Raw genomic sequence first — 25289 nt, 5'->3', positions numbered from 1 at the left:
CATAAGAAACCGCTTACCTGTATGATATCATCGATCTCTTAAGATTACGGTAGTGCAAACCTTACTAAAAGTGGACTATATGGCATTAAATCATTTTTTATTATAGTGCTTGTAAAAAAATGTTTTTCGATATTGGGTGGGAGTGACGCTCTCATATTTTTTAAATAGGCGCATGAAATATTTCGAGTCCTCATATCCAACTTCTGAAGCGATTTCGATAATGCTCAAATCGGTTTCAGTCAACAGTTCTTTAGCGTGCTTCAGTCTGAATTTGATGATTTGTTCCGAAATTCCGATTCCTGCATTTTCCTTGTAAATTCTAGATAAATAATTTTTGTTGTATTTGAAATTATCAGCAATCTGTTCGAGAGTAATATCCTCAAAGGCATGAATTCTAATCCAATCCTGGATCGGCTGCAGTCGGTTGCCGTTAAATTCTTTTTGGATCAGATAATCCATAATTTCCGAGGTCAAATCATATAAGAGACAGGTTAGGTAAGCATCTAAGTAGCTCTTCATCTTTTTTTCCTGATACAAATCCAGCAGTTGATTAAACATGACATGAAAGCGTCTGGAGTCTATTTTGTTGGTGTAGATGGGCAAAATGACCATTTTATCCGGATTATTATCGCTAATTTCCTGAATGACCTCTGCTTCAGTTTTGAGCATCAAATTTGTTGCTGAGAAGTGAAGCCAGTGAAATTTCATACGCCCTTCACAATACTTGATTCCCCGGTGAAGCGTGTGGGGAGGTATCACAAGTATCTCACCCGATTCGATCGCGTAGGGGATATTATTACACTCGATATAAAGTGTGGAATCAACTGGACTGATGATTTCATAGCTGTCTATTACTCTTTCTTTATGAATCCAGGACTGATTCGTAATAAAGGTGCCTGCAGATAAAAAGGTCGCATGGTCCGAATATTCTTTATCAACGAAGTACATAATTAAGCCCCTCCAAATTGAATTTGCTATATAGTAACTATAATCCACCTAATCTTTTTTTCAACTACTGACAGTAAATTTTTATTCTTGTAACATGAATGGTGTGAAAGCGATTAACAGAAAAGTTAGGAGGAAATAAGATGTCCAATAAAGTGAGTGATCTGGAAATCGTCCAAAGGGATATTGAGGCTTTATACCTTGGGAATCTAAAGACTGTAGAGTTTGATATTAACTTGCCAACCGAAGGTAAAAATGGGTCTAAAATTACTTGGGTCTCGAAGGATGATCGTTGGATTAACGGGTCCGGGAAAGTACACCAGCCTGAGTATGGGAAGGGAGATCGGGTTATTCCGATTACAGCTACCTTCCAGTATGGAGAGGCGAGTCTGCAAAAGGTTTATGAAGTGAAGATCCTGGAGGAGAAAAATAAAATCCAGGTCGAAAAGATTTTTCCAATATTTATTAAACAGGAAGTGAACAAGGAATTTTACCTGCCTGCTACAATCTCCATTCAAACCGTTAGTGGGAGTGTTCTTGCCCATGCCGTGACATGGCGCGATGGAGAAAAACGTGTGTTTTCGGAAACCGGGGAGAAAAAAGCTTTTGGTAATCTGACGGATACGCTATATGAGGTAGAGGCTGTTATTCAAATAGAGAACAAGCTGGAAAAGACGAACAATAAAAAACCTCAGTTGCATGCCATCTCGACAAAAAAGGTGCGTTTGGATGGAGCATCCATGCTGAAAACAGCGCAGGAGCGGAGACTGAAGTTTTTATTGACGGTTGATGATGACCAAATGCTTTACAATTTTAGAAAAGCCTCCGGCTTGGAAACGTTAAATGCACCGGCCATGATCGGCTGGGATTCGGAAGATAGTTTGTTGAAAGGGCATACCACTGGTCATTATCTATCCGGGCTGGCTCTCTGCTATTCATCAACGGGCAATGAACAGATTTACAAAAAATTGTCCTACATGATTGAAGAGCTAAACAAAGTACAGTTGGCCTTTGAAGCAGACGATCGTTACCATTATGGATTTATTAGCGCATATTCCGAGGAACAGTTTGATTTGCTGGAGGTATACACACGATATCCGGGAATCTGGGCTCCGTATTATACCCTGCATAAAATTTTTGCTGGCCTGTTGGACAGTTATCACTTGGCGGGATTGGAACTGGCTTTGACCATTGCCGACAAGTTGGGCGACTGGGTATATAACCGAGTAAGCGCACTGCCGAATGCACAATTGAAAAAAATGTGGAGCATGTACATTGCTGGCGAATATGGCGGTATCAATGAATCCTTGGCCGAACTTTATACTTATACGCATAAGGAACAGCATATTCTTGCAGCAAAACTGTTTGATAACGATCGCTTATTCTTCCCAATGGAGCAAAAAGTAGACGCTTTGGGTGCGATGCATGCCAATCAGCACGTCCCGCAAGTCGTCGGAGCATTCAAGATTTTCGAAGCTACAGGAGAGAAGAAATATTACGAAATCGCTAAGTTTTTCTGGGAATCGGTTGTAAAGGCGCATCTCTACTCCATCGGTGGAACCAGCCAAGGGGAAATGTTTCAGCAGCCATACGAAATAGGCGCACATCTTACTGAGCATACGGCTGAAACCTGCGTTTCATACAATATGCTGAAATTGACAAAACAGTTGTACACGTATGAGAAAGATGCAAAGTACATGGATTATTACGAAAGAACAATGCTAAACCACATTCTTTCTTCGACGGATCACGAATGCTTAGGCGCTAGCACCTACTTTATGCCGACCAGCCCAGGCGGTCAAAAAGGGTTTGATGAGGAGAACTCGTGCTGTCATGGGACGGGATTGGAAAACCACTTTAAATATAACGAGGCAATTTTCTTTGAGGATGCCGATTCCTTATACGTCAATCTGTTCGTTCCGTCGGCACTGAATGATGAGGAAAAGGGACTGCAGGTTGTACAATCCGTTCCTGAAGTGTTCACAGGTGATGTTGAAATTGACATTGAAACCTTGACGAGAAAAAATTTAAGAATTCGCAAGCCTTACTGGCATCAAGGAAAAGTTTTAGCTCTTGTGAATCAAAAACAGGCTCATGTTACAGATGAAAGCGGTTATATTGTTCTGTCGCAAAAATGGAACAAGGGAGATAAAGTGACGATTAAGTTTACTCCAGAGCTGCGCTTGGAATTTACGCCGGATAAAGCCGACATCGCTTCCTTGGCCTTTGGTCCTTATATTCTGGCCGCTGTCTCGGACCAAAAAGAATTTTTAGAACTGCCGGTGAACGTTAAGAATCTCTCGGAAAAATTTGAGCGTGTGGCGGGTTCCAACCGTTTTATCTTCAAGGATCAGAACCTCGAATTTGCGCCGTTAGCCGAAGTGAACCACGAGCACTACCATTTGTATGTAAAAACTATTTAATCAGAGGTTAGGGGGGATTTTTCAAATTCCCCCTTCTTTCTATATAACGGAGGAAGAGGCACAATGAAGCGAATCGAACGTTTGCTGAAGAAAATGTCAGACGAAAAACTGCCAGCCATGTATGTGAGCAATCCGAAAAATGTGCGCTATCTGTGCGGGTTTACGGGGGAGGATTCATGTCTGCTCCTTACGGAAAGCACCGTTTTTTTCATCACTGACGGCCGTTATGTGGAACAGGCCCGCGAGGAGCTAAGCGACCTGATTCAGATTGTGTGCTGGAGTCAATCACTGATGGCCGAAACGGCCGAAATCATCCGTAAACACAGTATCCAGGAAGTTGGATTTGAAGGGTCGCACTTAAGCTACAGCGATGGAGAGCTTTTCAAGTCGTTGGTTCAAGTGAATACCAGAATAGCGGATGGTTGGGTAGAGGAGTTCCGGGCAGTAAAAGATGAAGATGAGATCCGCAGTACTATAGAAGCCGTAAAAATTGTCGATCGGACATTTATGCACATTTTAAACTTTATTCGTCCAGGCCTTTCGGAGAAGCAGGTAGCGACCGAAATGGAGTATTTCATGAAGCAGATTGGCTCCGAGAGAACCTCCTTCGAAACGATCGTTGCATCGGGGATCCGGTCTTCTTATCCTCATGGAGAGGCCAGCGACAAAATCATTGAATTGGGGGATATGGTGATCCTCGATTTCGGCGCTACCTTTGGGGGATATGCTTCAGATATTACCAGAACGGTTGCGGTAGGAGAGCCTCATCCACGTCTTAAAGAAATTTACGATTTGGTTTTGGAGGGGCAGCTTGCGGGCTTAAATGCGATTCGTCACGGGATGAAAAGTAAAGAGCTGGATTCGATTATCCGCAGTCCCTTTAAAAGAGAAAATATGAATGAACACTTCAATCATGGTGCTGGCCACAGCATTGGGCTGGATATTCATGAAGCTCCTTTCATCAGTTATCGATCTGATCACGAGTTTGTTGAGAATACAATCATGACCGTTGAACCGGGCTTATACTTGCCGGGAATTGGGGGAGTCCGGATTGAGGATGACGTTCTTGTCGGAAAAGAGAAGAGCCAGGTGCTGACGAAATCTCCGAAGAAGGACTTGATCGTGTTGCCGTTTTACAAATGATTCTGTGGAAAGACCAGGTGAGCAGCATTGTCCGATCCTACTAAATACAAAAGTGTGTTCGATATTATAGGGCCGATAATGATAGGTCCCAGCAGTTCGCATACAGCCGGTGCTGCCCGCATCGGCAAAATTGTACGCAACATATTCGGAGAGCGTCCCGACAAAGTGGAAATTGAATTGTACGAATCTTTTGCAAAAACCTTCCGTGGTCATGGTACCGATATCGCGTTAGTCGGCGGATTATTGGGAATGGATCCCGACGATAGCCGACTAGCCGATTCCTTGAACATGGCCCGCCAGCAAGGAACAGAAATCTTATTCTTCCCCCGGGAGGAAAAGGCCGAGCACCCCAATCTGGTAAAGATGAAGCTATATAAAGGGGACCGCAAGCTTTCTGTCACAGGTATTTCTATTGGCGGAGGAAGCATTCAAATATCGGAATTGAACGGGTTCAAGATTTCTTTAAGCATGGGGACACCCACCTTTATTGTTGTCCATCAGGATATTTCCGGAATGATTGCGAAGATAACGAGTATTTTGTCTGAATCCAATATTAACATTGGCACGATGACCGTAACCCGGGAGTCGAAAGGTGAAAAGGCGATAATGATCATGGAAGTGGATCAATCAGACATTGGAAATATCACGAAACGGTTGCGTGAGGTTCCTCATGTATATAATGTAGGTTTTTTCGATTGAACATCTTCGAAAATCCCTTTCATGAATTTTCGAAGTGGGGGTGATGAGTGTGTTTCATTCAATAGAAGAATTAGTGGAGCAGGCCGATCACTTCCCTTCTGTTGCAGAGTTGATGATTGCTACAGAAATGGAGCATAATGGCCTGACGCGCGAACAGATTGTGACGGCTATGGAGCGCAATCTGGCGGTTATGAAACAATCGATTGCCGAGGGAATTTCCGGAGTCAAATCGGTGACAGGGCTCACGGGTGGGGATGCGCCGAAGCTGACCGCATATCTTGAAAAAGGCAATTTTTTAAGCGGTGACACGATTTTGACTGCCGTGCGTAATGCCGTTGCGGTAAATGAGGTTAATGCGAAAATGGGGCTGATCTGTGCCACTCCCACTGCCGGCAGCGCGGGGATCGTCCCGGGGGTGCTCATGGCTGCAATTGACCGTTTGCAGCTGACCCATGAGCAGCAAATTGATTTTCTATTTACTGCCGGAGCATTTGGCCTGGTCATCGGCAATAATGCCTCGATCAGCGGTGCGGAAGGCGGCTGTCAGGCGGAGGTTGGATCGGCCAGTGCCATGGCCAGCGCCGCTTTAGTATGTGCCGCAGGCGGAACCCCGGATGAAGCAGCCCAGGCAGTTGCCATTACCTTGAAAAATATGCTGGGCTTGATTTGTGATCCGGTCGCCGGTTTAGTCGAAGTTCCATGCGTGAAACGAAATGCACTGGGGTCATCTCAAGCCTTCATTTCTGCCGATATGGCGTTGGCTGGGATACGCAGCGTTATTCCACCGGATGAAGTAATAGGTGCGATGTACCGGGTAGGTCGCCAGATGCCTTCCATTTTTAAAGAAACCGCAGAAGGCGGATTGGCTGCCACTCAGACGGCCGTAAAGCTGAAAGAAAAAATATTTAGCAAAAACAGCTGACAGATTGAAAAAGGAGGCCCCTTTCCAAATAAACGGAAAAGGGCCTCTCAGTTTAAGGGACTATGTTTCATTCCCCATTCAAAAGAATTTGCTGGATCTGTTGCTGATGAAGACGTTCACCTAAGACGACAACAAGCGCCCCAGAGGTAAACAGCAGATCCGGTCCCGGATTGATATGCTTGGAATGATTTTGCTCGATCACTGCAATAACCGTTGCACCAGAGCGTTGACGTATTCTTAAGTCACCGATCGTTTTACCGATGGCTTTGTATTTGGAATCCAAACGATACCATTCAATGATTAGATCACCGAGCGCCACTTCAATATTATCGAGCGCTGTTGGCTTATACGTAGCACCACCAATAATCGCCGATACGTACTTGGCTTCATCGTCATCTAACGTAACCATGGAAATCGGCTCATCGGGATTATCCAAGTCAGAATGAGACAATTCGCGGCGTCCATCGTCACGAATCATGATGTTGAGGTTCTTACCACTGCGAGTTTCCATTGAGAACTTCTTGCCTATGCCCGGCAGGTCCGTTTCTTTGAGATTCATATATATTTGCCTCCAGTTTCTAAATATCATACATCAGGGCATGATATTCCTGCTTCTCCGATATAAATATAGTTACTTACCTTAAGGATAGCATAACGACAAATATATCTCAAAAGCTGAACCTTTAAAAATATCGGATCAAGATATAAGCGCTCGAGAGGATAATCGACAAAATCATCAGCGGAAATCCGATTTTTAAAAAGCGAACAAAGGTGATCGGCTCTCCTTCCTTGGCGGACATGCCGGCTGCGATCAGATTGGCACTGGCTCCAATCAGCGAACCATTGCCGCCCAGGCATGCGCCAAGTGCAAGACTCCACCACAGAGGTTCCAGATTACTGATTCCCATGCTGCCCATATCTTGAATCATCGGGATCATGGTAGCTACAAACGGAATATTGTCCAGGAATGCTGATGCGATGGCACTTAGCCACAAGATAAGCATGGAAGTCAGCAGCGGATCGCCACCGGTCAATTCGATGGACCATTCAGCGAGCCGTTTGATTGTCCCCGTCTCAATTAACCCTCCGACAAGAACGAATAAACCTACAAAGAAAAAGATGGTTGGCCACTCCACAGTCCGAAATGCTCTCTCCATCACGTGTTCCCCGGTAATCAGCAGCAACAGAAAAGCTCCAGCCAACGCTACCGTGGCTGACTCGAGATGAAACGTTTGATGCATAAAGAAGCCTAATAGAGTAAGGCCCAAAATAATCAAACATTTCACCAGAAGCTTTTGGTCTGTAATCAACCCTTTTAAGCTCGTGTTCATCAAGGATTGACGATGTTTAGAATCTGTTTTCAGACTTTTACGGAAAAGAGCGATAAAGATCGGCAATGTGACCGCCAGAATCAATATGGCAATAGGCGCCAGGTTCTGCAGGAATGCCACGAAAGTAAGCTCTTTAACAGCACTTCCGATCATAATATTCGGAGGATCCCCGATTAACGTAGCCGTCCCTCCAATGTTTGAGGCAATGATCAGCGAAAAAATATAAGGAAATGATCTTACCTTTAATTGCCGAGTGATACTGAAGGCTACAGGGACCATCAAAATAATCGTAGTCACATTGTCCAAAAAAGCGGAACCAATCGCCGTAATTAAAGATAGCAGCCACAGAATCGTGACCGGATTTCCCTTTGCTTTGCGCGCTGTCCAAATCCCGATGTAGTTGAATAGTCCAGTTTCTGCTGTTGTATTTACGATAATCATCATTCCGATCAGTAGTCCAAGCGTGTTGAAATCGATGTGGTGAATGGCGGATTCCTGGTCAATAATACCCAGAACGACCATAAGTACACCACCGACCATAGCGAGCAGTGTCCGATGGATCTTTTCGGAAATGATAAGCGCGTATGTCAGCAAAAAAATACCGATCGCCCAGATTGCTTGTTGCTCCAAAGTATTTTCCTCCTCTGTGTTCTCCATGACACGAAGATAGCTATAGATTGCCATGCAGGGGCGGAAAAATACCTAATAAGGCTAAAAAAAGGCAAAAAGAGCCCGCTACATGGCAGGCTCCTCCGTTTACTGTCATTTTCTATTGTATTGTACTGCTTTTATCATTATATTATTGAGTTTTTAAAATGTAAAGAACCTAAGCCAGAAATAACATGCCCCCGTTCTACCTTAAGGCTGAGAGGTACCTCGACTTTGGTCTAGGAACAAAAACCGTCCCCAGTCTGTTTTGGAAAGCGCGGAATTCTCCTAGAATATAGACATAAGGTTGATACAAAAGAGAGGCGGTGAAAACAATGAAAACAAATCGTTCAAGTGGTTTCGCGTTGATCCTTATTACATTGGGTGTTTTGATTTTGCTGGGTAAACTTACCCCGTTCCTGGGCAGCTTGTTCGGACTGATAGTTGCACTCGTGATGGTCGGTCTTGGATATTACGGCATTCGCCGGGGCAACGCATTTTTTGGATGGATCGTGCTCTTCTTCGGGGTGATGGCCCTGATCTCCAAGCTCGCCTGGTTGATCGTTCCGGCAATTGGTATCGGATTGATCGCGTACGGCGTCTCAACGCTTAGAGGAAGACGGAGCTATTAATACCATACATCACAACTAGAAATCAAAGATCCTAAGTTTAGGAGGGAAGGGTAACTCATGAGTGTATTTCGTCGGGTACGAGATATTACGGTAGCGACTTTGAATGAACGACTTGAGCAGTCTCAAGATCCGGTACGCTTGATTGACCAGTTTCTGATTGAGACTCGTCAAGAAATAGCAGAAGCTGAGAAGCTGCATTACCATTATTCCGGACACGCCAAGCAGTTGAAACAACAATTAGACCAAGCCAAGTTGATGCGTGATAAACGGGAAGAACAAGCTTTAATGGCACTTAAGGCTGGGGAAGATAATCTTGCTAAGCTAGCAGTACAGGAGAAGATGCTGTATGAGGAGAAATTCGAACAGTATTCGGACCTCTATTCTCAAAGCTTGGAGTCACTCCAAGAGCTGGAGAGCCAATTAAATGAACTGAAAACCGAATATCAGGTAGTATACAGCAAACGGCAGTATTACTTCGCAAGAATGGAGACGCTCCGTTTGCAGCAACGAATGAACCAGCGGATGAGCGAATATGGCGTGCCGGATGTTCCGAAAATGTTCAACCGACTAGAAGATCGGGTTTCCGATATGGAATGGGAAGCTCGCAGTCTTCGGGAATTACGACGGACAGGTCAGGATTTCGTCAATCAGGCAGGGTCCGTGATTCAATCAACTTTGGAACAGGAGCTCTCCCGTTTGAAGCAGAAGCTGAATAAACAAGAGGGGGAGTAATGAATGGGCAACAGACTATATCGGTCCAGAAGGGATAAATGGATTAGCGGTTTGATCGGCGGCCTCGGTGAATACTTCGGTATCAGTACCGTAGCACTACGCTTGTTAGCTTTGATCAGTATCCCAGTAACTGGCGGAACGACGATTTTCATCTACTTCATTGCGGCGCTTGTGATCTCTAAGGAGCCTTATCCACCGCAAGATCCATATTATAACGGTGGGTGGCCAGGAGGCGGCTACAACTCATCCTACGGTCCAAAACCAAACGATTATTATAATGATCCTCGGTTTGGTACGCGGCCTCCTTACGGTAACACTAACGGCAATCCTTACGGAAGCCGGCCGCCGCAATCGCAATATGGTACGGGTGCTCCGGGCTCCAGCTTTGGTACTAATGAAACATCAAACTTGGATTCCATGATGGAAGATATTGAAAAAAAGGCAATGAAAAAAGAATTGGAAGAGTTGCGCAAAAAGCTTTCTAACTATGAGAAGGGAGAAGTGTAAAAAATGGGAGTATTTAAAAGAATTAAGGATATCACTAAAGCGTCAGTTAACGATGTGCTCGATAAGGTGGAAGACCCGATTGTCATGCTGAATCAGTATCTCCGCGATATGGAGGCTGAAATCCGTGACGCGGAAGTTACAGTAGCGAAACAAATGGCTAACGAACGTAGAATGAAGCAGCGTTTGGACGAAGCTGTACGCATTTCCGCACAACGGGAAGCACAAGCTGAAGTTGCACTCAAAAACGGTCAAGAAGAAGTAGCTCGCAAAATGCTGGAAGAAAAGATCTACTATGATCAAAAACAAGCCGAGTTCAAAGACTTGCACGCTCAATCGGAAGCGCAAGCGGCAGAACTGAAACAGCAATTGCATGAAATGAAAGACGAGTTCTACAAACTGCGGAATAAACGCAATGAGTTGGTCAGCCGGGCACAAATGGCTAAGGCTAGAAAACAAATGTCCCAAATCAGCAGCCTGCATACGATCGAAAGCGGCAACGCATCGCTCGGCTTCCACCGTATGGAAGAAAAAATTATGCAAATGGAAGCTGAAGCCGAAGTATCCGGCACGGTATTCCGCGGAACTTCAAGTACTTACATCAGCCCAGAGGAAGCCGAGAAGAAGCTCAAAGTGGATGCTCAGCTTGAAGCTCTGAAATCTAAATTGAATGCCCCTGCAAGCCACGAGGAGAAAGCTGAATAACGCTACACGTAATCTGGACAATGTGGTATGCTATATAACGGTCAAGCCATACGGTATGGACTCCCATACCGTTATGGCTTTTCCAATTCTATGAACCTGTCAAGGAGGTGCGACATGGATAAGCATAAAAGGTTCTTAGCCATCGCTTTGATTGGAATTGGGGTATTGATGCTCGTCGGAAAATGGCTGAGTTTCTTCACCATTGTCGCCCTCTTTTTAATTGCATTCGGAATTGTGAAAATTCGCCAAGGGGAGCAGGTCAAAACCGGCTACATCCTGATGGCCATTGGAGGGGGCATGATCCTCCTGGAACATTTCATGTTGGTCATCGCGGTCCTGATGATTTCTCTCGGATGGTATTACGCAAAAATTAGAAAGACCCGGCCTGAGGGCAACTTTATCCAAAAGCAAAACATTACTTCCAGCATTCATTGGGACCTCGATCCTTGGTCTCTCAGAAATACGAGCATGTGGCATGTATTCGGGGAGCTGGACATTGATTTATCACTCGCCATTGCCGAAGGACAAAACACGATTCTGATGTTCCAGGGGATTGTTGGCGATATTGATCTTGTCGTGCCGGAAGATTACGGCGTTGAGATAGAAGCATTCGTTATGTTTGGACAAATCGATTTTGGCAAGGACAAAGAGACGGGGATGCTGAATCGGCTGTATTGGAAATCGCCGAACTATGAACTCCGTGAACAAAAAGTGAAAATTATGATTTCCTACCTTGTAGGAGATGTCGATATACGCTTAACTTAAGACAGGAGGAGATGCCCGCATGAGAAATAGAAAGCCCAGTAATATGGTATCGCGCAGCATGCGTGGAGGAATTCTCCTGTCAGTCATTACGATGGCAGTGACTTTTTATGTGTTTTATACATACGGTTATTTTCATCCCCTTGCTTCTTGGAGAACAGGTATTAAAGCTGGAGTTACACTGGCAACGTTGCTCATCGGGATTGGAGCGGCCTATGGCTTTAGCCAAGCCTATCGTTCTAAACGTAAAATTGATGAATTGCGAGATGCGCTCCTGCAGTGGGAAAAGGGCAATCAAACCGGTACAGTCCCCAAGCTTGGGGAGGATGAGATCGGTCGGTTGGCCGAGCAGTTGGAACGCATAGGGAAACGTTGGGAGGAGCAGGTATCCTCTCTTCAACGTTTATCGACCCATAACGCCCAATTGGCCGAGCAGGCCAGAGTATCTGCCATAATTGAGGAGCGGCAGCGACTCGCTCGGGAATTGCATGATGCGGTTTCCCAGCAGCTGTTTGCAATTTCGATGACGGCAACAGCAGTAGGGCGAACGCTTGAAAAAGATTTTGACAGAGCGCAGCGGCAAGTTGAACTCATCGAGGAGATGGCCTCGGTAGCTCAGTCGGAAATGCGCGCTTTATTGCTTCATTTGCGGCCGGTCTATTTGGAGGGCAAGCAGCTCGCGCAAGGCTTGCTAGATCTCGTGAGAGAATTGAAAACGAAGGTGCCGATGGAGCTGGCGCTGGAGATGGACGATGAGCTCAGTCTGGGGAAAGGAATTGAAAATCATCTGTTTCGAATCATTCAGGAAGCAATGTCCAATACACTTCGCCATGCGAAAGCGGATAAGATGGAAATTCGGATTCATAGGCGTGGTGAGGCGGTGAAAGTATCTTTGAAGGATAACGGGATTGGCTTCCAAATGGATGAGAAAAAGCAGGCTTCATATGGTTTATCTACGATGCAGGAACGTGTGGTTGAAATCGGCGGCTCGATACAAATCATCACCGCTCCCGGGAAGGGAACGCGGATTGAAATTACTGTACCTGTCATGAAAGAGGAAAGCGGAGGGGATGACGGCTATGGAGATAGACAAGGAGATTAAAGTGCTGCTTGTGGATGACCATGAGATGGTGAGGATTGGTTTGGCGGCAGTGCTTGGTACCGAGGACGGGATTGAGGTCGTAGGTGAGGCTAGCAGTGGTGAAGAGGGAATCAGGCTCGCACAGGAGTATAAACCTGACGTGGTGCTGATGGATTTAGTGATGGAAGGGATGGACGGCATTGAGGCGACAAGGGAGCTACTCAAGCTTCAGCCGGAGGCTAAAGTGATCGTACTTACCAGTTATTTAGACGATGAGAAAATGTATCCTGTCATCGAGGCTGGAGCATTCAGCTATTTGCTGAAAACCTCTCGCGCCTCAGAGATTGCCGAAGCCATTCGGGCGGCGGTTCGCGGCCAATCTGTTTTGGAATCGCAGGTGGCGTCGAAAATGATGAACCGGTTTCGTCAGCCAAAAGCGGAAGCCCCGGCGCATGAGGATCTTACCGAACGAGAGATGGATGTGCTGCGGTTGCTGGCCCAAGGGAAATCGAATCAGGATATTGCGGATGAATTGATTATCGGAATCAAGACCGTAAAGTTCCATGTAACGAACATCTTGGCAAAATTAGGCGTAGAGGATCGCACGCAAGCGGCAATTTACGCATATAAGAACGGCTTGGCGGAGTGATAGCACTCCGTCTTTTTTTTACTCGGGGTGCCAAGAGGCACGCATGCGCGTATACTAGAACTCTATTTAAATCTACGCGGAATGTAACACCTGCATCCTGGGCTCAGTTTCCGTAATGATCATCCTTATTGTTACTGCAAACTTACTAAATGTACTTTGTACATTTAAACCTCGCCTTATTGAAACTATCGAACATTTAAATGTAAAAAATGCAGTTATTAAGAGCAAAATAACCTGGCTAGTGAAATTGCCCCATTTTAGATGCAGTTTTTGCAATTAAATTTCGAAAGTTCAGAATTTGCGCGAAAATAGCTGCACTATATACATTTAGCGGTGGATGGTGAGAGAGGGAGTATATTTTAAGCGCCTTTCGGGCATTCTGTTCATAGATTGATAGATTTGAACGGAGGCCATGAGAAATGCGGATATGGAAGCTGTGGAGTTCTGGACTAATTTTAATCGTATGTTTTATCATACTGCTTGGTATGACAAACAAGGGAAATGAACAGGAGATACATACAGATCCTGTACAGCTGGCTCATGAACAGCTCCAAAAGGTGATTTCTATTGCAGAAAAAGCGATCCAAGGCCCATATCAAACGACGATCAAATGGCAGGGCGAATGGAACACGCTGCTTTCTCCGGTGGAGGCCGCCGGCGTCCTCAGCTCGCGGCTTGGATTGCCTGCACCAGTAAAGACGATGATTCAAGACCATGAAGTATACAGCACAAAAGGACAATTTGAGGGGATGGTAAGCGAATTATCGGTTACAGGCAGGGGTGCAGGAGTGTACTATGTTGTTCTCCGGCTTGAAGCAAATAGTTCAAAACCGGTAAATGACATTGCTACAGCGCAAGATTTGGCAGGGAGTTCGCTTATTGATGAAGGTGTCACGGCAGCATGGAACGTTGCTCTTCAAGGAATTAAAGCATTTGGACAAGGCGGAGCGCAGAGCGTTGGTGCTACGAACTCAGAGGCATTGTCCGCCGACCTGCTGGCTCTGGAGCAAGAGCTAAAAGGAGAAATAGCACTTAAGCGAGTGGAAGGCTTTTCGGACGAAAATACAGTAAGTCAAACCTATGTGACTGCAGGATTGCCTATTGCCATAGCTAGCGGAAACCATCAGGTTGCCCTTCAGATGGCGATTCATCGGAGCAGCGATACGGGTCAAAGTGAAATATCGATCGGTTCCCCGCTGTTAACCGTTGAGTACTAAAATCCATAATATGAGAAATTCCTCGATTTAAGGCACTCCAAAATGGTTAAACTAGATTAGGAGCCTTATTTGTCGTAATATGAAAATTTGATAAATATTAGATGAAGTTTCTGAAAACATAACATTTTTTGATATTAATGTGATGGCATCCTTTTAGGGAATGTGCTAAAATGGCATCACATCCCGTGATGCCGTGTAAAGATATGGCCTTGATGGGAAATAGAATGTAAATGACAATATTACTATAGAAAGAATGAGGAGCCATGGCTGAAAATCAAAATCAAGAACCACTTCCTACACCAGGGGCGGTATTTTTTATTTTCGGAGCAACCGGAGATTTGGCACGCCGTAAGCTCTTTCCCGCCATCTATTCATTATATCGCGAGGGCAAATTGTCTGAAGATTTTGCAGTGATCGGCGTGGCGCGGCGCCCGCGGACTCAGGAGGAATTCCGAGACGACATTTATCGTTCCATTGAGGAATTTTGTCGTTATAAAGTAGATGATTCCGGAAATTGGGAACGTTTTGCCGAGCATTTTGCCTATAAATCATTAGATATCAACAATGTGGACGGATACCGTGAACTGAGAGAACTAACCGAATCGGTGGAATCTCGTTTCGACATCCCTGGTAACCGTTTGTTCTACTTGGCTCTCGCGCCAGAATTATTCGGAAGTGTTTCGTTCAACCTGCAGAAGGGCGGTATGCTCAGCAGTGCCGGTTGGCACCGTTTGGTCATCGAAAAGCCGTTCGGCTACGACTTGCTGTCAGCCCAAAAGCTGAACGAAGAGCTGAGTCAGGTGTTCAAGGAAGAAGAGATTTACCGGATTGACCACTACCTTGGCAAAGAAATGGTGCAAAATATCGAAGTCATTCGGTTTGCCAACGCCTTCTTTGAGCCGCTGTGGAACAATAAGCATATTTCCAACATTCAAATTACGCTGAGCGAAACCGTCGGCGTTGAAGAACGCGGCGGTTATTACGATCATGCCGGCGCGCTGCGGGATATGGGACAAAACCATATGCTGCAAATGCTCACGATGATTGCCATGGAGCCGCCTAGCAGACTGTACCCGGAAGATATCCGGGACGAGAAGGTCAAGGTGCTTCGCTCGCTTCGTCCTTACGAATCGGCACAGGATGTTAAGGAGAATGTCGTTCGCGGTCAATATACGGTTGGAGAAAGCAAGGGCAAGAAGCTGCGCGGATACCGCGAGGAAGACAAGGTGGATCCAAACTCCAATACGGAAACGTATTTTGCGGCTAAAGTGTTTGTTGACAATTTCCGCTGGGCCGGTGTTCCATTCTATATTCGGACCGGGAAACGACTTCCTGTCAAGACGACAGAGGTAGTTGTAGAATTCAAACAAATGCCAACAAATGTGTACCTTGGTCAGAAACATACGCTGGAGCCGAACCTGCTTGTTATTCGGGTTAACCCGATGGAAGGCATTTATATTAAGATCAATGCCAAGAAGCCGGGATCGGAATCGCAAATCGAACCGCTGGCGATGGAATTTTGCCAAAGCTGCTTAGTGGGGATTAACTCTCCTGAAGCTTATGAACGACTAATTCATGATGCCGCTCAAGGTGATTCCACCTACTTCACTCGCTGGGATGAGGTAGCTACCGCTTGGGCATTCGTTGACCGCATCGCTTCGGCATGGGCGCAAAATCCTTCGGATATCAGCTTGTATCCTGCCGGGTCTTGGGGACCCAAAGAGGCTGACGAGCTGTTAGCCAAGGACGGTTTCCACTGGTGGCCTGTGAACGGTCAAGAGGAAGATGACGTGGTTTGGGTTACTCCCAATTAAATTGAAGTGCCGGGGTGTCTTTAGAGGACCGCCGGGTCTAGCCATTGAATATAGTATAGAAATCTTAAACACCTTCATGTCCTTCATGGCCGTGAGGTGTTTTTGCGTAAAAAGGGAACAAAATATGTTACAATATAAAACGTGAATTTGTGGAACGAGAGGAATGTGAGCATGAGCAAAGCATTGGAACAGGCGCTTCAGCAGGAAGTGGACAAACGGCGTACGTTTGCGATCATTTCCCACCCGGACGCCGGGAAAACGACGTTAACCGAAAAATTGCTGCTGTTTGGTGGAGCCATTCGCCTAGCCGGGACGGTTAAAGCCCGCAAAGCAAGCAAACACGCTACTAGTGACTGGATGGAAATAGAGAAGCAACGGGGGATTTCCGTCACTTCCTCCGTCATGCAATTTGATTATAACGGACACCGTATTAATATTTTGGATACCCCGGGTCACCAAGACTTCAGTGAGGATACTTACCGGACACTTACGGCCGCCGACAGCGCCGTGATGCTGATCGACGTCGCCAAAGGGGTCGAAGCGCAAACGATCAAGTTGTTCCAGGTGTGCGCGAAGCGAGGCATTCCGATCTTTACGTTTATTAACAAACTGGACCGGGAAGGCCGGAATCCGTTTGAGCTGATGGAGGAAATCGAACAGGTGCTGGGCATTCGCTCCGTGCCGATGAACTGGCCGATCGGGATGGGACGCGAGCTGTGTGGCGTCTATGACCGGATGAAAAATCAGGTGGAGCTGTTCCAAGGGGACGATCATTCCACGATTCAGGTCAAAAAGGTTGATGGCTATCAAGACCCGGTTATTCGGGAAATGTCTGGCGACTACCTTCATGATCAACTGTGTCAGGATTTGGAGCTGCTTGATGTTGCCGGGGACCCGTTTGATCTGGAGAAGGTGAAAAACGGGGAACTTACGCCGGTGTTTTTCGGCAGTGCCGTAAACAATTTCGGTGTGCAGACCTTCCTGGAGAACTTCCTTCAGCTTGCGCCTAAGCCTGAACCACGTCGCAGCACGGCGGGAGATGTAGAGCCGACAAACGAGAAGTTCTCGGGGTATGTTTTCAAAATCCAAGCGAATATGAACCCGGCTCACCGCGACCGGATTGCGTTCCTGCGTATCGTATCCGGGAAGTTCCAGCGCGGGATGACGGTGAAGCATGTGCGTGCGGGGAAAGACATTAAGCTGGCCCAGCCGCAGCAGTTTTTGGCACAGGACCGGGACATTGTCGAGGAGGCTTATGCCGGCGACATTATCGGTCTATTCGACCCGGGGATTTTCCGTATCGGTGATTCCTTGGTGGAAGGACAAAGCTTCGAGTTTGACGAGCTGCCGACATTTTCCCCGGAAATTTTTGCTAAGGTTACGGTGAAAAACGCCCTGAAGCATAAGCAATATCAAAAAGGGATCGATCAGTTGACCGAAGAAGGGACAATCCAGGTATTCACGACTGTCGGATTTGAGGACACTCTGCTTGGCGTGGTCGGTCAGCTGCAGTTCGAAGTGTTTGAGTACCGGATGAAGGGTGAGTACGGCGTTGACGTACAGCTGCAGCGGATGCCTTTCCAATTTGCACGCTGGATCGTTGCTGAAAAAATCGACCCGTCCAAATTCCGCATCAACTCCACGCTCGTAAAGGATAAGAAGGGCAATTATGTTGCCTTGTTCGAAAATGAGTATGCCATGCGGACAGCAGTGGAGAAAAATCCGGATGCTAAATTCCTGGAAACAGCACCTTAAGTGATATAGAGAAAATATCACAAGGATCGAGGAGTAAATCAAAGAACAAGCCTTCATGTTCTGTCGCCCGCGGCGTGAACAAGAAGGCTTATTGTTTCATAATGGGCTCATTTTGGAGATTTTAGATGCATTGCATCAACTTGCGTTTTAAGTACCGAAATTAACTCGTTTTGCTTAGAGGCATCGATATTTTTCCAAATCACCTCAAATACGGTTCCAAGTCCAGGTAGAGCGGCCTCCTGTGCATCGATGGAGCCTTCAATCATGTCCCGCAGTCCCTGCTCATCCTGACCACTTATCTTGTGCATAACCGCCTGGCGCAACGTCATCGTAATCGTAGGCATGAACGTTTTCCTCCTTGATATCTGAACTTGACTGGTTTTAATGTACCCGTAGAGCCTGGCGAAAATTCAAGTTTAGTGGGGATTGTGGTATACTAAATCAAATGAAAATGTCTCGGGTGGTGACAATATGGCACATAAAGACAAAAAACAATTTGCTGTCATTGGGATGGGCCGTTTCGGTACCAGCGTAGCCAATGGGCTTAGCAGTATGGGGTTTGACGTTCTGGCCATCGATTCGGATGAACAGCGTACGCAGGCCATATCCAATATGGTGACCCATGCCGTATCGGCTGATTCGACCGATGAAGAGGCGCTTCGGTCACTGGGTATTCGCAACTTTGATGTCGTCGTTGTGGCGATAGGGAAAGATATACAAGCCAGTATTTTAACGACGCTGATTCTCAAAGACATGGATGGACCGCTCATCGTCGTCAAGGCCCAGAATGAGCTGCACGGAAAGGTGCTTCAGAAGATCGGGGCGGATAAGGTCATTTATCCGGAAAGAGATATGGGCTTGCGTGTCGCTCACCATCTAATTTCTCCGAACATTCTCGATTACATTGAACTGTCCGAAGAATACAGCATTGTTGAGATGAAGGTTCCTAAGGCCATGTATGGCAAAAATCTGAAGGAGCTTGAAATTCGAGTCCGCTTTGGCTGCAACGTTATGGCGATTAAGCGAGGAAATAAAATGAATATTTCTCCGGCTTCAACGGATCGGTTGACAGAGGAGGACATTCTCGTTATTGTCGGGGAGACCAGCGATTTGACCAAGCTTGAGCTTGCTTATCAGGATTCGTAATACCTAATTATCTAGAAAATAAGGATGAGCCGATACATGGAAATATTGTCTCCGCAGAATTCCAGGGTTAAGGAATGGGCCGGACTGCTTGAGAAGAAAAATAGGGACAAGCAGTATAAATACCTCATCGAGGGGATTCATTTGGTGAAGGAGGCGCTACTCGCACGCGCCGATATTGAATGCGTGTGCTATGAGGTGGAGGGTGGCATTCCGTCTGAACTTCACGAGGCTGCCTCCGCGGGTATTGATGTGGAATGGGTCGGCGTATCCTCCGCCGTCATCAGCAAATGCAGCGATACGAAGACGCCGCAACCGGTGTTCGCGGTCGTTCGGAAAGACCACGGGATGGTGCAGCCGCTCCTGGACAAGGAGCGGAGCTTGGTCGTCGTGCTCGACGGTGTGCAGGATCCCGGCAACGTCGGGACGATTATTCGCAGCGCCGACGCGGTCGGTGCGGATGGGGTGATCGTCGGCGCGGGCTGCGCCGACATTTACGGGCCCAAAGTCATCCGTGCGACGATGGGCTCGCTCTTTCACTTGCCGGTGGTGAACGGCAAGTTGGGGGAGGTTTTGCCGCAAGCGAAGGCGCGCGGCATTCGGCTGGCCGGGACGAGTCTGCAGGCGGCGGCGAACTGCTTCGCCTATGATTTCACCGGCCCGGTGTGGCTGCTGTTCGGCAGCGAAGGGGGCGGCCTGAGCAGCGAAGTCCGGGAGTTAATGGACGATGGCCTCATCATCCCGATGCGCGGGAAAGCGGAGTCACTGAACGTAGCGATGGCTGCTTCGGTGCTGCTGTATGAGGCGATGCGACAGCGGCATTTTTCAAACATAAATAATTCCCGTTGTCAGTTATAACGTAAAGTGAGACTGATTAGGTTTGAGACAGGTTATAACATCAAAATGAGACAACCAAATGGCATCAAATCCCTTGTAGTACAAGTGGTTCGATGCCATTTGGTTTATACATCAGCTTTAAAATATTGAAGATGAATCAAAAAAAGTATACTTTTACACCGGGTAAAGTTTTATATCTTAGGCTCGGACAAACCGGAGGAAAAATCACTTTCGATAAGGATTATTCACCATTAGCTGGGGATAGATAGAAAGGATGAGCCATTATGATCGGAGAAAAAATAAAGGTTTTTCGAAATTACTTAATTTAAGCTAAGTTAAATTTTTAGAAGGATTTGGAATATAACAAGGTAATCTTAGTGAAATAGAAAAGGTAACAGCAAGTCCTCCACAATTTGAAAACAATGGCGGATGTGCAGTCTGCCCTGAAAGAGTTGTTTGCCGAAACACTACAAGAAATGCTAGAGGCGGAACTTGATCAATAGTTGGGTTATGCTAAACATGACGTTTCTAACATGCAGACGACAAACAGCCACAACAGTAAAAGCAAGAAGAAGATTACCAGCGAATATGGTGAACAAGAAATTCAGGTGCCTCGCGACCGTAACGGTGAGTTTGAACCGATGATCGTTAAATTTTGTCCTCGAAAGTCAATGATCAAACTACTTTCCTCTATATGTAAATAATGGTTATCCACATACTTCGAACAAGCTAAGACTAAACAAGGATTTACAGGAACTTGATGAAAGGTTGAGGCCGGAAAGAGATCGCAAAATACTCGAGCGCTACTAAACTATTTGGTTGAAAGATATTTAGCCAATAAAGATTTGGAGGGGAAACAAAATTTGGAATACGTAAATGTATTTGCTGAGATAGTATCTATCATGCATCAGGATTATGCAGGGTATGAGGAAAAAAAAGGTTGGGATAATCCTGATTATTTTACCCAAAAAATAGAGTGCCTTGAAACCAGTGAATTAATGACACCGCAACTGTTTACTGAAATTGTGAATGAATATCTTATTAGTTTCAAAGATCGTCATATGTATTTTCACTTACATAATTCAGAAAAGGTAGAAGCTAAAACTTGTGGTTTTTCTATAAGGAATTACGAAGACGCATTATATGTAACAGAGGTTTATGAAGAGAACAGATTTGGAAAAGGGGCAAAAATTGTTTCTATTGACGGACAATCCATTTCTTCGATAAGAAAACTGCACCGTGAAATGCTTAGAGAATCTCATCCTGAGAGAGAAGAATGGGAAGATATAATGAACAAAGCTAAATATTTTGAGCTTATTAATGAGAATGAAGATTTAGTTAAACTGGAATTAAGTTTATACGAACGAACTCCTAAAAAGTCAACTTATGCTATGCATTTTATCAATGAAAACACTTTATTATTAACTTTTTCTGATTTTAGAGATCCCGATAGAATAATGAATCTAATTGAAAAACATAAGGATGACCTGCTTGAAAGTGAAAATTTAATTATTGATGTCCGGAGTAATCGTGGAGGGAATGCTCATGCTTTTTCTTCTTTATTGAGATATATCTTTAAAAAAGGAGAAAAACCAAGTTCTGATTTTAAAGTACGAGAATTTAATTGTTCTGACCGCAATGTGGAACTATTTTTAAAACTGGTCGAGGAAGTTCGAAATTCAACAGATAATGGAGATACTCTTAAAATGTTAGAGTTTGCTGAAAATCAATTTAAGACATATCAAAATCAAGGGTTTGTTGCTTTTGACTTTTCGGAATATATTGCAGAAGTAGAAAACAATTTTGAGGGAGAGGATAATCCAAAAAATGTAATTATTTTATCGGACTGTTATTGTGCAAGTGCTGGAGAGGAACTTGTGGAGGTTTGTAAAGAATCATCCAAAGTAACAATAGTAGGACGTGCTACCATGGGACTAAATGATTATAGCGACTTAGTTAGTGTCAATTGGGACAATCAGTTTTCTCTATATTATCCAATATCAAGACTTGAACGGAAAACAGAAATAGACCCAATACACGGAAAAGGAATTCAGCCTCATATATATATAAAATGGACACCTAAACATATTGAAGAAGATATAGATTTAAATCAAGCATTGAAATTAATTAAAAGCTAAGGGCTATAGACTATCGATTATTAATGATTCGGTTATTTGCAACGCAAAGGTACTTTCAAACAGGCATAAGGATAGCCCATACCAATTAGGTAGGGCACCTATGTCTTTTTAATTTTACTTTTCTTTATATAGGTATTCCTAATTTTTTTAATTTGTTGTTGGCTCATATTTTTTGCGCCTTTTTTAAAATGAATAATACCTCTGTCTGATCAATATAATCCAAATACTTTCGCTAATAGAACCTATTGTGAATTCCAGGTTTACCTCTTACACTTGGAAAAGAGAGGGGAGTCGTAAATTTGTTTCACAAAAATGTAAGCGCTAACAAAAGAAAATAATAGTGAAGGGGGTGGGGGGGCGTGTCGATTTTTACAAGCATTCGATATCGTCTTATGGTCCTCATGATTTGTCTCACGTCGGTCCCGGTCTTGATTGTAACTCTTATTGCTACGAATAATACGCGAAGCTCGGTTGAGAAAGAGATAATTGAGGCTAATGCCTCACGCATGGGTTGGGCGGAGCAGTATTTGAACGAACTGGTTTCTCAAATCAACGTTTTATTTTATTCCCTGCAAATCAATGAGCCGTTGATGAACAGTTTAACGATGGTGGAAAATCAGGGCGCGGCCGCCCAGTTTCGAAACCAGCGATACATTCAAAATACATTGACGTCTACATTCTACGAAAATTCGAGAAAGATTAACGAGCTGTCACTATATACACATGGTAATAAACGCGTATATATGGTCAATTTTGCGGTAAGCGGGCTGAGCTATTCCTTTGATATCAAAGAGGGGCCGTGGAACCGAATGCTTGACAAACCAGTTAGTCTCTATTTCAAGCAGGCAGGCGATCATATCTATGCCTTTCATAGCTTAAATCGATTTGAAGATCGGGCCCTTTTAGGTGGCGTTGCTGTACGTATCAACGAAAAGGTTTGGGCAGAATTAAGTGCTATTCTCGGTACTGAAGTGGATCACCCCGTTTTCCTGTTGAACGATACCGGCGAACTTCTGAAGGGATCAACGGCCATCCGCGACGAGCGTATGATTCACTTATATCGACAATTTTTACAGAGTAGTAAGGAGTTCCAGGAGACAGATGACTATCTGCTATTCTCGAGGCAAGTCGGCCATGGCGCGTTAACACTTATTAAGGCTGTGCCAAAATCTACGGTGTCAGAAAGCGCGAACGATACTGTAAGGGCGGGCATACTGTCAGGCCTTTTATTCGCGGGGCTTGCGGCTGCCGCATCGATCGTCTTCTCCCTGCGTATCACTCGTCCGATCGTCAGTTTGGCACGGACGATGCGCAAGACGCCGATCCATCAGCTTGAATTCAAATCGGTGAAGAGCCGCGACGAAATTGGCCTGCTCGAGCACGGATACAACTCGATGATGAGAAGAATGAAGGAGCTCATCGAGAATGAATACGTAAGGGAGATTGAGGTGAAGGAAGCGCAGCTTATGGCGCTGCAAGCCCAAATCAACCCGCATTTTCTCAATAATACGTTGAACCTAATCGGGGGTATCGCGCTCACCAAGAAGGTCCCGGAAATATACAAGATCACGAAGGGAATCGGCGACCTGCTCCGTTATTCGATTAGTACGGGGGACAAGATAGCTCTTCTGGAAGACGAAGTAAAGCATGTGCGCAATTACTTGTATATCCAAGAGCAACGTTTTATGGGAAGGTGCATCGTACGGATCGATACCGAAGAACCGCTGCCTCGTCTTTTTTTGCCGCGCTTTACCTTGCAGCCGCTTGTTGAGAACGCCTTTGAACACGGATTGCAGCCGAAAGAAGGGCAGTGGAGTGTCGACATTCGTATTCGTTCGGTAAGAGGAAGGATTGCTATCCTTGTAAAGGATGACGGCGTTGGGATGGATGAGGCTCGCCTGCGAGCGATACGCGAGGAGCTGCAAAGCGGCCCCTCCGGCAAAACATCGAAAGAAAATGAATCGGAAAGACCGAGAATGCAGAAGGGTATCGGGCTTGGAAATGTGGATTCAAGGGTAAAGCTGCACTTCGGCGGGACCGGGTTGCAGATATACAGTCGATTAGGCGCAGGAACGTTAATTGTGATGAAATTGCCGAAGCCAGGGGAGGGAGCCGAGCATGTTTAATGTGTTAATTATTGACGACGAGCCATGGGCCCGAGAAGTCGTAAAATCACTAGGTGCCTGGGACTCGTTAGAATTAAGTGTCGTTGGCGAAGCGGAGGATGGGAAGACAGGGCTTCGTTTGATTACCGAGCTTAATCCCGACATCGTCATTACGGATATGAGGATGCCAGCCATCGATGGAATTGAATTGCTGAAGCGAATAAACACGGACTTCCCCTCGATCAAAATTATCGTAATGAGCGGGTATGATGATTTTGTTTATTTAAAGCAGGCTATTGCCTCACGAGCCTTGGATTATTTGCTTAAGCCGTTCGATGAGGCGGAGTTAAACGAGGCGTTACGGAAATGCAGAGAGGAGCTTAAGGAGCGCCGAAAGACGACTAGCCCTTTGTCGATCACGCCGGTCGACTTCTCATCGGATGCGTTAAACGACCGTTACTTGATATTGCGGCAACGTGCGCTTGCCTCTTTAATTGAATTGGACGTTCCGGGTATCATGCAGGCCTTCGAGCAGTTGAACGATTTCATATCCGAGGAATTTGAGAACGGCTTAGACGACGAGACGAAGGTGCTCATCCAAGAGGATTACGCGGAGCTCCTCGTGCGATTCTTAAACAATCATCACCACTTCTCGCTTTCCGAGGTTTTTGGAGAAGACGAAGCGATGGTCTTGAAAGAACGTCCGTTGCACAATCTTTCTTTGTTATGCGTCAGAGCCATAGAATGGATACAGTCGCGCAAGAAGAGTAAAACGCGCCTAACGATCGATGGAGTGACCGCCTACATCGAAAAGCATTATGCAGATCCCATTTCATTGGAGTCGATCGCGCAGCATTTCTACGTCAGCAAGGAGCATCTGAGCAGAGCATTTAAGTCTACCACAGGGGAAAACCTTTCGGACTTTATCGTCCGGATCCGAATGGAGAAGGCGAAAAATTTACTTGAGAAAGCGGAGATTTCGATCAAACATGCGGCCCGGTTGACCGGATATCCGGAACTGCCATATTTTCACCGCGTCTTCAAGAAGCAATTCGGGATTACGCCGGGAGAATTTAAACGACGTCATGAGAAATGAAACGGTAT

The 25289-nt window shown here is 45.5% G+C and carries 23 protein-coding genes and 1 pseudogene; 20 read left to right on the top strand and 4 right to left on the bottom strand.

What is annotated here, in order from left to right:
• Positions 1-90: 90 nt before the first annotated feature.
• Entirely contained in the window at positions 91-948 is an 858-nt protein-coding gene (locus ACFQ3W_RS18235) for a helix-turn-helix transcriptional regulator (RefSeq protein WP_379320672.1), read from the bottom strand.
• Between the two features lie 140 nt (positions 949-1088).
• Here ACFQ3W_RS18235 and ACFQ3W_RS18230 point away from each other — a divergent pair, with 140 nt between their 5' ends.
• The 4 genes from ACFQ3W_RS18230 to sdaAA all read left to right on the top strand — a co-directional run bounded on the left by ACFQ3W_RS18230 (position 1089) and on the right by sdaAA (position 6132).
• Positions 1089-3368 carry a beta-L-arabinofuranosidase domain-containing protein gene (locus ACFQ3W_RS18230; RefSeq protein ID WP_379320671.1) on the top strand — a complete coding sequence of 760 codons (2280 nt, stop codon included), beginning with the start codon at positions 1089-1091 and terminating at the stop codon, positions 3366-3368.
• A 63-nt stretch (positions 3369-3431) separates the two neighbouring features.
• Entirely contained in the window at positions 3432-4511 is a 1080-nt protein-coding gene (locus ACFQ3W_RS18225) for a M24 family metallopeptidase (protein WP_379320670.1), read from the top strand.
• A gap of 54 nt (positions 4512-4565) precedes the next feature.
• On the top strand, positions 4566-5210 hold the full coding sequence (gene sdaAB / locus ACFQ3W_RS18220; RefSeq protein ID WP_379320685.1) for an L-serine ammonia-lyase, iron-sulfur-dependent subunit beta: 645 nt from the start codon (positions 4566-4568) through the stop codon (positions 5208-5210).
• A 49-nt stretch (positions 5211-5259) separates the two neighbouring features.
• The gene (gene sdaAA / locus ACFQ3W_RS18215) at positions 5260-6132 is read left to right on the top strand and encodes an L-serine ammonia-lyase, iron-sulfur-dependent, subunit alpha (protein ID WP_379320669.1); all 873 of its coding nucleotides are present in this window, start codon (positions 5260-5262) and stop codon (positions 6130-6132) included.
• A 67-nt stretch (positions 6133-6199) separates the two neighbouring features.
• On the opposite strand, the gene ACFQ3W_RS18210 is transcribed toward sdaAA, so the two are convergent.
• Complete coding sequence (locus ACFQ3W_RS18210; RefSeq protein WP_379320684.1) at positions 6200-6691, bottom strand: cation:proton antiporter regulatory subunit; 492 nt, start codon at positions 6689-6691, stop codon at positions 6200-6202.
• A 124-nt stretch (positions 6692-6815) separates the two neighbouring features.
• Complete coding sequence (locus tag ACFQ3W_RS18205; protein ID WP_379320668.1) at positions 6816-8093, bottom strand: ArsB/NhaD family transporter; 1278 nt, start codon at positions 8091-8093, stop codon at positions 6816-6818.
• A 353-nt stretch (positions 8094-8446) separates the two neighbouring features.
• Here ACFQ3W_RS18205 and ACFQ3W_RS18200 point away from each other — a divergent pair, with 353 nt between their 5' ends.
• From ACFQ3W_RS18200 to ACFQ3W_RS18155, 10 genes are all read left to right on the top strand, one after another.
• Positions 8447-8743: a hypothetical protein gene (locus ACFQ3W_RS18200; RefSeq protein ID WP_379320667.1), complete on the top strand. Its 297-nt coding sequence runs from the start codon at positions 8447-8449 to the stop codon at positions 8741-8743.
• A gap of 57 nt (positions 8744-8800) precedes the next feature.
• Positions 8801-9475 carry a PspA/IM30 family protein gene (locus tag ACFQ3W_RS18195; RefSeq protein ID WP_379320666.1) on the top strand — a complete coding sequence of 225 codons (675 nt, stop codon included), beginning with the start codon at positions 8801-8803 and terminating at the stop codon, positions 9473-9475.
• A gap of 3 nt (positions 9476-9478) precedes the next feature.
• Positions 9479-9982 (top strand): PspC domain-containing protein, encoded by a 504-nt coding sequence (locus ACFQ3W_RS18190; protein ID WP_379320665.1) that lies wholly within the window; start codon positions 9479-9481, stop codon positions 9980-9982.
• Between the two features lie 3 nt (positions 9983-9985).
• Positions 9986-10684 carry a PspA/IM30 family protein gene (locus ACFQ3W_RS18185; protein WP_379320664.1) on the top strand — a complete coding sequence of 233 codons (699 nt, stop codon included), beginning with the start codon at positions 9986-9988 and terminating at the stop codon, positions 10682-10684.
• Positions 10685-10798: 114 nt separating this feature from the next.
• On the top strand, positions 10799-11449 hold the full coding sequence (liaF, locus tag ACFQ3W_RS18180) for a cell wall-active antibiotics response protein LiaF (RefSeq protein WP_379320663.1): 651 nt from the start codon (positions 10799-10801) through the stop codon (positions 11447-11449).
• 19 nt (positions 11450-11468) lie between these two features.
• The gene (locus tag ACFQ3W_RS18175; protein WP_379320662.1) at positions 11469-12548 is read left to right on the top strand and encodes a sensor histidine kinase; all 1080 of its coding nucleotides are present in this window, start codon (positions 11469-11471) and stop codon (positions 12546-12548) included.
• A complete protein-coding gene (locus tag ACFQ3W_RS18170; protein ID WP_379320661.1) occupies positions 12526-13176 on the top strand; it encodes a response regulator in 651 nt (216 codons plus the stop codon). The genes ACFQ3W_RS18175 and ACFQ3W_RS18170 overlap by 23 nt, the downstream gene beginning before the upstream one ends.
• A gap of 419 nt (positions 13177-13595) precedes the next feature.
• Positions 13596-14393, top strand: coding sequence for a YwmB family TATA-box binding protein (locus ACFQ3W_RS18165; protein WP_379320660.1), 798 nt, complete (start codon positions 13596-13598; stop codon positions 14391-14393).
• 263 nt (positions 14394-14656) lie between these two features.
• A complete protein-coding gene (gene zwf, locus ACFQ3W_RS18160; RefSeq protein ID WP_379320659.1) occupies positions 14657-16207 on the top strand; it encodes a glucose-6-phosphate dehydrogenase in 1551 nt (516 codons plus the stop codon).
• A 171-nt stretch (positions 16208-16378) separates the two neighbouring features.
• Complete coding sequence (locus tag ACFQ3W_RS18155) at positions 16379-17962, top strand: peptide chain release factor 3 (protein WP_379320658.1); 1584 nt, start codon at positions 16379-16381, stop codon at positions 17960-17962.
• A 107-nt stretch (positions 17963-18069) separates the two neighbouring features.
• Here ACFQ3W_RS18155 and sspI read toward each other — a convergent pair whose 3' ends face one another.
• Positions 18070-18306 (bottom strand): small acid-soluble spore protein SspI, encoded by a 237-nt coding sequence (gene sspI / locus ACFQ3W_RS18150; RefSeq protein WP_379320657.1) that lies wholly within the window; start codon positions 18304-18306, stop codon positions 18070-18072.
• A 127-nt stretch (positions 18307-18433) separates the two neighbouring features.
• Here sspI and ACFQ3W_RS18145 point away from each other — a divergent pair, with 127 nt between their 5' ends.
• The 6 genes and pseudogenes from ACFQ3W_RS18145 to ACFQ3W_RS18120 all read left to right on the top strand — a co-directional run bounded on the left by ACFQ3W_RS18145 (position 18434) and on the right by ACFQ3W_RS18120 (position 25281).
• A complete protein-coding gene (locus tag ACFQ3W_RS18145) occupies positions 18434-19108 on the top strand; it encodes a potassium channel family protein (protein ID WP_379320656.1) in 675 nt (224 codons plus the stop codon).
• A 36-nt stretch (positions 19109-19144) separates the two neighbouring features.
• Complete coding sequence (locus tag ACFQ3W_RS18140) at positions 19145-19963, top strand: TrmH family RNA methyltransferase (protein ID WP_379320655.1); 819 nt, start codon at positions 19145-19147, stop codon at positions 19961-19963.
• Positions 19964-20364: 401 nt separating this feature from the next.
• Positions 20365-20595: pseudogene (locus tag ACFQ3W_RS18135) on the top strand (transposase); the annotation flags it as partial.
• A 162-nt stretch (positions 20596-20757) separates the two neighbouring features.
• Positions 20758-22080: a S41 family peptidase gene (locus ACFQ3W_RS18130; protein WP_379320654.1), complete on the top strand. Its 1323-nt coding sequence runs from the start codon at positions 20758-20760 to the stop codon at positions 22078-22080.
• 359 nt (positions 22081-22439) lie between these two features.
• On the top strand, positions 22440-24206 hold the full coding sequence (locus tag ACFQ3W_RS18125) for a sensor histidine kinase (protein ID WP_379320653.1): 1767 nt from the start codon (positions 22440-22442) through the stop codon (positions 24204-24206).
• Positions 24199-25281 carry a response regulator transcription factor gene (locus tag ACFQ3W_RS18120; RefSeq protein WP_379320652.1) on the top strand — a complete coding sequence of 361 codons (1083 nt, stop codon included), beginning with the start codon at positions 24199-24201 and terminating at the stop codon, positions 25279-25281. Before ACFQ3W_RS18125 ends, ACFQ3W_RS18120 begins: the two co-directional genes overlap by 8 nt.
• Positions 25282-25289: the final 8 nt, after the last annotated feature.

Source organism: Paenibacillus puldeungensis (assembly GCF_042678945.1).
Lineage (GTDB): Bacteria > Bacillota > Bacilli > Paenibacillales > Paenibacillaceae > Fontibacillus > Fontibacillus puldeungensis.
Note: the sequence above shows the minus strand (reverse complement) of the source record. Positions and strands in the feature narration are given on the sequence as shown.

Coding starts and splice junctions, on each gene's coding strand:
- ACFQ3W_RS18175 (WP_379320662.1), top strand. CDS start 11,469: ATGAGAAATAGAAAGCCCAGTAATATGGTATCGCGCAGCATGCGTGGA.
- ACFQ3W_RS18190 (WP_379320665.1), top strand. CDS start 9,479: ATGGGCAACAGACTATATCGGTCCAGAAGGGATAAATGGATTAGCGGT.
- sspI (WP_379320657.1), bottom strand. CDS start 18,306: ATGCCTACGATTACGATGACGTTGCGCCAGGCGGTTATGCACAAGATA.
- ACFQ3W_RS18210 (WP_379320684.1), bottom strand. CDS start 6,691: ATGAATCTCAAAGAAACGGACCTGCCGGGCATAGGCAAGAAGTTCTCA.
- ACFQ3W_RS18195 (WP_379320666.1), top strand. CDS start 8,801: ATGAGTGTATTTCGTCGGGTACGAGATATTACGGTAGCGACTTTGAAT.
- ACFQ3W_RS18230 (WP_379320671.1), top strand. CDS start 1,089: ATGTCCAATAAAGTGAGTGATCTGGAAATCGTCCAAAGGGATATTGAG.
- ACFQ3W_RS18170 (WP_379320661.1), top strand. CDS start 12,526: ATGGAGATAGACAAGGAGATTAAAGTGCTGCTTGTGGATGACCATGAG.
- ACFQ3W_RS18145 (WP_379320656.1), top strand. CDS start 18,434: ATGGCACATAAAGACAAAAAACAATTTGCTGTCATTGGGATGGGCCGT.
- ACFQ3W_RS18235 (WP_379320672.1), bottom strand. CDS start 948: ATGTACTTCGTTGATAAAGAATATTCGGACCATGCGACCTTTTTATCT.
- ACFQ3W_RS18155 (WP_379320658.1), top strand. CDS start 16,379: ATGAGCAAAGCATTGGAACAGGCGCTTCAGCAGGAAGTGGACAAACGG.
- ACFQ3W_RS18120 (WP_379320652.1), top strand. CDS start 24,199: ATGTTTAATGTGTTAATTATTGACGACGAGCCATGGGCCCGAGAAGTC.
- liaF (WP_379320663.1), top strand. CDS start 10,799: ATGGATAAGCATAAAAGGTTCTTAGCCATCGCTTTGATTGGAATTGGG.
- ACFQ3W_RS18185 (WP_379320664.1), top strand. CDS start 9,986: ATGGGAGTATTTAAAAGAATTAAGGATATCACTAAAGCGTCAGTTAAC.
- ACFQ3W_RS18140 (WP_379320655.1), top strand. CDS start 19,145: ATGGAAATATTGTCTCCGCAGAATTCCAGGGTTAAGGAATGGGCCGGA.
- zwf (WP_379320659.1), top strand. CDS start 14,657: ATGGCTGAAAATCAAAATCAAGAACCACTTCCTACACCAGGGGCGGTA.
- ACFQ3W_RS18200 (WP_379320667.1), top strand. CDS start 8,447: ATGAAAACAAATCGTTCAAGTGGTTTCGCGTTGATCCTTATTACATTG.
- ACFQ3W_RS18225 (WP_379320670.1), top strand. CDS start 3,432: ATGAAGCGAATCGAACGTTTGCTGAAGAAAATGTCAGACGAAAAACTG.
- ACFQ3W_RS18165 (WP_379320660.1), top strand. CDS start 13,596: ATGCGGATATGGAAGCTGTGGAGTTCTGGACTAATTTTAATCGTATGT.